Annotated in this window: 5 protein-coding genes; 4 read left to right on the top strand and 1 reads right to left on the bottom strand. The window is 70.4% G+C overall.

What is annotated here, in order from left to right:
* Positions 1-1,995 (bottom strand): right-handed parallel beta-helix repeat-containing protein (locus tag G3I65_RS22455; RefSeq protein WP_160697850.1); only part of this gene is annotated, 1,995 nt, incomplete at its 3' end.
* A 247-nt stretch (positions 1,996-2,242) separates the two neighbouring features.
* On the opposite strand from G3I65_RS22455, the gene G3I65_RS58805 reads away from it, so the two are divergent.
* The 4 genes from G3I65_RS58805 (at position 2,243) to G3I65_RS22435 (ending at position 8,551) form a co-directional block, all read left to right on the top strand.
* A complete protein-coding gene (locus G3I65_RS58805) occupies positions 2,243-2,986 on the top strand; it encodes an FCD domain-containing protein (protein WP_309235628.1) in 744 nt (247 codons plus the stop codon).
* A gap of 176 nt (positions 2,987-3,162) precedes the next feature.
* Positions 3,163-4,335, top strand: coding sequence for a ThuA domain-containing protein (locus G3I65_RS57445; protein ID WP_160697849.1), 1,173 nt, complete (start codon positions 3,163-3,165; stop codon positions 4,333-4,335).
* 38 nt (positions 4,336-4,373) lie between these two features.
* Positions 4,374-7,235, top strand: coding sequence for a PQQ-dependent sugar dehydrogenase (locus tag G3I65_RS22440; protein ID WP_160697848.1), 2,862 nt, complete (start codon positions 4,374-4,376; stop codon positions 7,233-7,235).
* Entirely contained in the window at positions 7,232-8,551 is a 1,320-nt protein-coding gene (locus G3I65_RS22435) for a PHB depolymerase family esterase (RefSeq protein WP_160697847.1), read from the top strand. Before G3I65_RS22440 ends, G3I65_RS22435 begins: the two co-directional genes overlap by 4 nt.
* Positions 8,552-8,563 lie beyond the last annotated feature (12 nt).

Here is an 8,563-nt window from a genome sequence, read left to right as displayed (position 1 = left end):
CGCGCGCACCGGGGTCGCGACCGCCGCGGTGCCGCCCGGGCCCGCGGCGGCGATGACCTGCTGGGCGCCCGAAGGCCAGCTGGTGCCGCTCACCTGGACGTTGCCGCTCAGGACGTTGTTGTGCGGCAGTCCGGTGGCCACGTTCGTCGCGCCGCCGTTGTACCAGTTGCCGCTGAAGGTGCTGTCGCTGGTGTTGTTGCTGCCGCTGGCGTTGGTGAAGGCCCACACGCCGGAGTCCTGGATCACGTTGGCCGACAGGGAAACGTAGCGGGAGCCCTCGTCCAGGTACAGGCCGACCGTGCGGTTGTTGTCGTACACGTGGTTGTGGTCGATGGAGCTGCCGGGGTTGGCGGAGAGGTTGTAGATGCTGCCGCCGTCGTGCATGAGCTTCTTGGTGCCGTGCACCCGGTTGTAGCTGACGACGGTGTCCCGCAAGGTCGTCGGGGTGGAGTAGACCGGCTGGTAGTTGTACAGGCCGCGGTTGCGGTAGTCCTGGCTGCCGCCCGGGTCGTTCGCGCCCCAGCCCCAGCCGACGTCGATGCCGTCGTAGGTCAGGTTCGCGACGTCGTTGTGCGTGATCACCGCGTGCGTGACGTACGTCGACAGGATCCCCGCCATCTCCCGGTAGTCCAGGGCGACGCGGCTGATCGTGTTGCCCGACAAGGTGATGTCGCGGTTGGTCATCGCCGGGTTCGAGGGGTGGTGGGCGTCCGGCCGCACGCCGCCGACGACGATGCCGGAGCCCGAGTCCTCGGTGAACGTGTTGTGGTCCACGACGATCGACGACGCCCCGAGGCCGATGCCGGACGCGTGGGCGTTCGCGTCGTTGCCGATGCCCAGCGCCACCTGCCCGAGGTGGGTGAACGTGTTGCCGCTGAAGGTGATCCCGGTGGCGGCCGACACCTGCACGGCGGCCGGTGCCTGCGCCCAGCCGTTGCGGGCGCCCTCGAACAGCGGGCAGCCCGACTGGCACGAGCTGAGGAAGTCGCCCGGCATCGGCGCCGCGGCGGGGAGGAACGTGCCGCTCTGCTGGTTGGCGTAGCCGACCGAAGTGCCCGGCGTGAGCCACGTCGTGTGCTCGAAGTGCAGGCCCTGGAAGGCGATTCCGCGCACCGGGTCGTCGTAGGTGCCGCTGATCTGCAGCAGCGACGTCAGCCGGGGGAGCTCGACGTCGTGGTCGCCGGGCACCCAGCCGGCCGGTGCCTTGTAGTAGAGCTTGCCGGCATCCGGGTCCAGGTACCACTGGCCGGCGTTCTTCAGGAACGAGTAGGAGTTCTCCAGGAACAGCTGACCGCCCCCGAAGGGCTTGGCGAGGGTGTCGTAGCCCCAGTTGTTGTTGTTCCACGCGGGTTGCCGCATGACGATCGAGGTGCCGCCGACGTGGTCGACGGGGGCGTACCGGTCGGTGAAGGAGTTCTGGCTCTCCACCTCGATCCGGTCCTGCCGCGGCAGCGTGGCGAGGTAGTTCAGCGCGGAGTTCACGATGGTCATGCCGCTGGTGGTGATCTGCACGTCGCCGCGCGAGATCGGGATCGCCGCGCGCGGCGCCAGCGCCCCGTCCACGAACAGCTGCCGCGAGTCGGTGCCCTGCGGGACGGTGGCCGCCCAGATGTTCTGGCCGGCGTCCTGCACCGCCCAGCCGGTGACCTGCGTACCGCCGGAGAGGATCGGTGCCTGACCGGCGGCGGCCTGCCAGGTGACGGTGTGGCCGTTCTGCCCCGAGTCGGCGCTGGTGAACTTCAGCGGGGCGGACAGCCGGTACGTGCCGCCGGCGAGCTGCACGACCACGTCGGAAGCCCCCGACTGGGCGCGGGCCAGCTGCTGGGCCTTCGCCGGGGTGGCGACCGGGCGGTCGGGGGTGCCGGGGTTGGCGTCGTCGCCGGTGGGTGCCACGGCGATGGTGACGGTCGCGGCGTGGGCGGGCGGCGCGGCCACCGCGGTCACCAGGAGGGCGGTGACGAGCGCGGCGGCCGCGGATCCGGGGCGCGGCGGCATGGCGGGAACCTCTCCGGGGACGGGACGGTCCACAGTGGATCGGACGGGCCGAGGGGCAGGATGTGTACGACTCATACGAGGTCATCGGGTGACCGGCGTCAAGGGGTGCGCCGGCGCGGTATCCGCGTTCGACACATTCAACTGTGGTAACGCATGTAAGTTTCATTCCGGCTCCCGGCGGTGTTGACCGCACGCTGGTGTGGCGAGGTACAGTCACACGCCGGTGCCGGTGAGTCATACTCATCCGGTGACTCGTGACGAGGAAACCGCGCCGCCTGCCCCGTACCGGCCCGGCTACGAAGTCGTGGCCGAGCAGATCCTGCACCTGATCGCCGAGCTGGACCTGAAACCCGGCGACCGGATGCCGACCGAGGTCGAGCTGGCGGCGCGGATGGGAACCAGCCGGACCGTGGTGCGGGAGGCCGTCAAGATCCTCTCGGCGATCGGCCGGGTGCGAGCGCACAAGGGACGTGGGCTGTATGTGTCCGACGACGAGGGCATGCTCGGTGCGCCCCGGTGGGGCGGCTTCTTCCTGCCCGCCGACCTCGACCACGTCTACATGCTCTTCGAGTTCCGCCGGGTCCAGGAGACCGCCGCCGGCCGGCTGGCGGCGGCGAACGCCACCCCGGTCGAGCTGCGTGCGATCGAGGCCGCCGCCGAGACCTGCCGTCGCGGTCACCTGACCGGGCAGAGCGCGCTGTTCGACCGCGGCGACGACGACTTCCACCTCGCGATCGCCACCGCGTCCCACAACCAGTTCCTCGTCGCGGCCGTGCGCGAAGCCCGCCGCCTGCAACGCCAGACGAACATCATCGGGATGTCCGGCGCGGTCGGCGGGCACGCGTCGGCGGCGGTCGAAGAACACGCGGCCATCCACCGGGCCGTCCGGGACGGCGACCCGGACGGGGCGGCGCTGGCGGTCGCCACCCACCTCGACAACACCCTGGAGGACTACCGGCGGGAAATCCAGCGTCGCCTCTTCGACCGATGAGCACGGCACCGTCGTGCTCATTCCTTTGTGGACTCGGTGCGGCCGCGTAAGTTTCACCACGCATTGACCTTTGCCGCCAAGCACTCTTATCTTGGCTCTTGCCCGTTCGGCGGGTAGCCGAACGATTCCGGAGCGCGCACCCCGCGCGCTCCTCGCGCTCCTGAAGAGGAGTACCCGTGACGACGCTGTCTCGTGCTCTCCGCGCGGTTGTCCTGCTCGCCGCACTGGTCCTGGGGTTCGCGGCCCCCGTCGCCGCCGCGCCCGCGGCGGCCTTCAAGGTGCTGGTGTTCTCCAAGACCACCGGCTTCCGGCACGACTCCATCCCCGCCGGGATCGCCGCGATCCGGGAACTGGGCCAGCAGAACGACTTCGCGGTGGACGCCACCGAGGACGACTCCACGTTCACCGACGCCGGCCTGGCCCCGTACGCCGCCGTGGTCTTCCTTTCCACGACCGGCGACCCGGTCGGCACCCAAGCCGGGAAGGACGCCTTCCGGCGCTACATCGAGCACGGCGGCGGATTCGCCGGCATCCACGCCGCGTCCGACAGCGGGTACGACTGGACGTGGTACGGCCAGCTCGTCGGCGCCTACTTCAAGCAGCACCCCGCGCAGCAGAACGCCCTCGTCAAGGTGGAGGACCCGAACCACCCGTCCACGCAGGGGTTGCCGGCGCAGTACACCCACTTCGACGAGTGGTACGACTTCCGGGCGAACCCGCGGCCGTCGGTCCACGTCCTGACCACTGTGGACGAATCGAGCTACTCGGGTGGCACGATGGGCGCGGACCACCCCACCACGTGGTGCCACGACTTCGACGGCGGCCGGGCCTGGTACACCGGCATGGGCCACACGATCGAAAGTTTCGGGGAAGCGAACTTCCGGCACCTGCTGCTGGGCGGGATCCGGACCGCGGCCGGGGCCGTCCCCGCCGACTGCTCGGTCGCCACGACGCCGCCGCCGTCGGGCAAGCAGATCGTGGGCGCGCAGTCGGGCCGGTGCGTGGAGGTGCCGAACGCCTCGACGGCCAACGGGACGCAGGTGCAGCTGCGGGATTGCGTGGCGGGCCAGCCGAACCAGACGTGGACCTACACCGCGGCCAAGCAGCTGACGGTGTACGGGAACAAGTGCCTGGACGCTTCCGGCCGGGGCACGACCAACGGCACGCCGGTGATCATCTGGGACTGCACCGGGCAATCCAATCAGCAGTGGAATGTTAGCGCGAACACGATTACCGGTGTCCAATCGAACCTCTGCTTGGACGCCTCCGGCCGCGGCACGGCCAATGGCACGAAGATCATCCTCTGGTCCTGCAGCGGGCAGGCCAACCAGCAGTGGACCCTGCGCTGAACCCCTCGCACCACCCGGCTGCTTCGAGGAGACCTGTCATGTCCGGATTTTCCGCGCTGCGCCGCGGCGCGCTGGCGGTGGCCGGGGTAGTGGCCGCCGCGCTGGTCCCCGTCCTCGCGACCCCCGCGGGGCAAGCCGCGGCGGCCCTGCCGCCCGACTCGAAGTTCCAGAAGGTCACCCTGCACACCGAGACGTCCAACCCGATGGCGCTGGACGTCGCCCCGGACGGGCGGGTGTTCTACATCGACCGGCTCGGGGACGTGAAGGTCGTCAAGCCGAACGGCACCGCGGTCCTCTCGACGCACCTCGACGTCTTCACGGCCAACGAGTCCGGCGGGCTCAACATCGCCGTGGACCCGGGTTTCGCGACGAACCAATGGGTGTACGTCTACTACTCGCCGAACAACGCCGGCAACGTCGACCGGCTGAGCCGCTTCACCGTCACCGGCGACACGATCGACCGGTCGACCGAGAAGGTCGTGCTGGACGTGCCGGTGCAGCGGGCCGAATGCTGCCACCACGGCGCGGGGATGGTCATCGACAAGAACAACGGGAACCTGTGGCTGTCGCTGGGGGACAACACCAACCCGTTCGCCTCGGACGGCTACAGCCCGCTCGACCGGCGGTCCGGCCGCGCGTACTGGGACGCCGAACGCACCGCGGGCAACACCAACAGCCTGTCCGGCAAGGTCCTGCGGATCCACCCGGAGGCCAACGGCACCTACACGATCCCTTCGGGCAACCTGTTCCCGCCCGGAACGGCGAACACCCGCCCGGAGATCTACATGATGGGTGAACGCAACCCGTTCCGGATGGGCCTCGACCCGAAGACCGGCTACCCCCTGGTCGCCAACTACGGCCCGGACGCGCAGAACGCCAGCTCGACCCGCGGCCCGCAGAACACCGTGGAATGGGACGTCGTCAGCAAGCCCGGCAACGCGGGCTGGCCGTTCTGCATCGGCCCCAACCTGCCCTACAACCAGTACGACTTCGCCACCGGCACCTCCGGGGCGAAGTTCGACTGCGCCGGCGGCCCCACGAACAGCTCGCCGAACAACACCGGCCTGAGCAAGCTGCCGCCGGCCATCCCGGCGCAGGTGTACTACCACTACACCGCCGACCCCGCGCACTTCCCGCAGCTCTCCGGTGGCGCGCCGATGGCGGGCCCCGTCTACCGGTTCGACCCGAACCTCGCCTCCACCCGCAAGTGGCCGGCTGACTTCGACGGGCGGGCGGTCTTCGCCGAGTGGAACACCAGCTCGATGTACACCTTCCAGCTCGACAGCGGCGGCACGAACGTCACCTCGATCGACCCGCTGCTGCCGTCGGTGAAGTTCAACCGGCCGATGGACTTCAAGTTCGGCCCGGACGGCGCGCTCTACGTCATCGAATGGGGCACCGGCTACGGCGGCGGGAACAGCGACGCGTCCATCGACCGGGTCGACTACCTCGGCGGCGGCTCGGCCGCGCCGGTCGCGAAGGCCGCCGCGGACCGCACCAGCGGCCCGGCCCCGCTCACCGTGAACTTCTCCAGCGCCGGCTCGGCCGACCCGGGCGGCTCGGCGTTGAGCTACAGCTGGAACTTCGGGGACGGCACCACGTCCACCGCGGCGAACCCGAGCCACACCTTCGCCGCCGGGAACTACACCGCCGTGCTCACCGTGACGAACTCGGCCGGGGCCACCGGAACCGCGAGCGTCGCGATCACCGCGGGCAACACGGCGCCGTCGGTCACCATCACCACCCCACCGGCCGGCGGGCTGTTCGAGTGGGGCGACAAGGTGCACTTCGCCGTCACGGTCACCGATCCCGAGGACGGCACGATCGACTGCTCGCAGGTCACCGTCCAGGCCTACCTCGGCCACGACGAGCACGGGCACCCGCTCGACCAGTACCACGGCTGCACCGCCGACGTGCAGACCACGCTTTCCTCGGGGCACAGCGAAAACGACAACATCTTCTACGTCGTCGAAGCGTCCTACACGGACAAGGGCGGTGCCGGGGGAGCGGGCCCGATCACCACTCGGGCCCAGGCGATCCTGCAACCCGAGATGAAGCAGGCCGAGTTCTTCACCGCCACCGGCCGCACCGCGGACGGGAAGGGCACCGACACCCCGGGCGTCACCGTGGAGGCCGCCACCGACCCGATGGGCGGCGGCAGCAGCGCGGCGTTCGTCCAGGACGGCGACTGGTGGTCGTTCGACCCGATCGCACTGGACAACATCACCGGGCTGCACGTCCGGGCGTCCTCGGGCGGCTCCGGCGGCACGCTCGAGGTGCGCCGCAACGCGCCGGACGGCGCGCTGGTCACCTCGGTGCCGATCACCGGCACCGGCGGCTGGCAGAACTGGCAGGACTTCGCGGTCAGCCTGACGAGCCCGCCGACCGGCACCGGCAAGCTCTACTTCGTGGCCCGCAACCCGGCCGGCCAGAGCGGCGCCGCCTACCTGTTCAACGTCAACTGGGTGCACTTCACCGGCGCCGGCGTCGGCCAGCCGGGCACCCCGGCCGCGGGCAAGCAGATCGTGGGGACGCAGTCCGGCCGGTGCGTCGAGGTGCCGAACTCCTCGACGGCCAACGGGACCCAGGTGCAGCTGCGCGACTGCGGCAGCCAGGCCGCCAACCAGCTGTGGACCTACACCAGCGGCAAGCAGCTGGTGGTCTACGGGAACAAGTGCCTGGACGCGTCCGGGCAGGGCACGGCCAACGGCACGCAGGTCATCATCTGGGACTGCCACAACCAGGTGAACCAGCAGTGGAACGTCAACGCCAACGGCACCATCACCGGCGTCCAGTCGGGGTTGTGCGTCGACGCGAACGCCCAGGGCACGGCCAACGGCACGAAGATCATCCTCTGGTCCTGCGGCGGCCAGGCCAACCAGCAGTGGAGCCTGCGATGAAACGTCTGCTCGTGTTCCTCCTCCTCTGGCCGCTCGCGGTGGTCTTCGCGACCGCCGCGCCGGCCGAGGCCGCCACGCTGACCCGCGTCACCGGGTTCGGCGCCAACCCGACCAACCTCGGCATGTACCTGTACGTGCCGGACAACGTGGCCCCCAAACCGGCGCTGCTCGTGCTGGTGCACTACTGCGGTGGCTCGGCCGGCGCGATCTTCAACGGCAACGGGCACGACTACGCGACGGCGGCCGACCGTTACGGCTACGTCGTCGTCGTGCCCGAGGCGACCCGGGACGGCCACTGCTTCGACGTATCGACGAAAGCGGGCCTGACGCGCGACGGCGGCAGCGACTCCACCGGCATCATGGCGATGGTGGCCTGGACCCGCCAGCACTACAACGTGGACCCGGGCCGGATCGTGGTCAGCGGCTTCTCCTCGGGAGCCATGATGACCAACGTCCTCGCCGCCGAATACCCCGACGTCTTCGCCGCCGGTGCCGCGTTCTCCGGCGTGCCCGCCGGCTGCTTCGCGACCACCGACGGCTCGCTCTGGAACAGCCAGTGCGCGGGCGGGAACGTCATCAAGTCCGCGCAGCAGTGGGCCGACCAGGCCCACGCCATGTACCCCGGCTACTCGGGCAGCTACCCGCGGATGCAGCTGTGGCACGGGAACCAGGACACCACCCTGGCCTACCCGAACTACGGCGAAGAGATCAAGCAGTGGACCGCGCTGCGCGGGCTGAGCCAGACGCCGTCGGCCACCGACCACCCGCAGTCGTCGTGGACCCGGAACCGCTACGGCGGCACCGGCACCCAGGCGCCCGTCGAGGGCATCACGATCGCGGGGACCGGCCACACCCTGCCCCAAGCCGGGATGCTCGCGTACGCCATCTCGTTCCTCGGCCTCGACGCCGGTGGGAGCGCGACGACCGGCTCGCCGGTGCGGTCGGTGGCCGCGGGCCGGTGCCTGGACGTGCCGGGCCAGTCGACCACCCAGGGCACGCGCCTGCAGGTCTGGGACTGCCACGGCGGCGCGAACCAGACGTGGACCGCGACGGCGGCCGGGGAGCTGACCGTCTACTCCGGTGGCTCGCTGCGCTGCCTCGACGCCGAAGGCGCCGGGACCACGCCCGGCACGGCCGCGATCATCTGGGCGTGCCACGGCGGCGCCAACCAGAAGTGGCAGGTCAATTCCGACGGGACGATCACCGGGACGCAGTCGGGGCTCTGCCTGGAACTCGCGGGCGCGACCGGGAACGGCACCGCCGTCCGGCTCGGGACCTGCACCCACGCCACCACCCAGCAATGGACCCGGAACTGACCGGGGAAAGGA

Origin of the sequence: Amycolatopsis sp. SID8362 (assembly GCF_010550475.1) — a bacterium.
Classification (GTDB): Bacteria; Actinomycetota; Actinomycetes; order Mycobacteriales; family Pseudonocardiaceae; genus Amycolatopsis; species Amycolatopsis eburnea.
This window is presented reverse-complemented; position numbering and strand designations above follow the sequence as displayed.

Coding starts and splice junctions, on each gene's coding strand:
- G3I65_RS22440 (WP_160697848.1), top strand. CDS start 4,374: ATGTCCGGATTTTCCGCGCTGCGCCGCGGCGCGCTGGCGGTGGCCGGG.
- G3I65_RS22435 (WP_160697847.1), top strand. CDS start 7,232: ATGAAACGTCTGCTCGTGTTCCTCCTCCTCTGGCCGCTCGCGGTGGTC.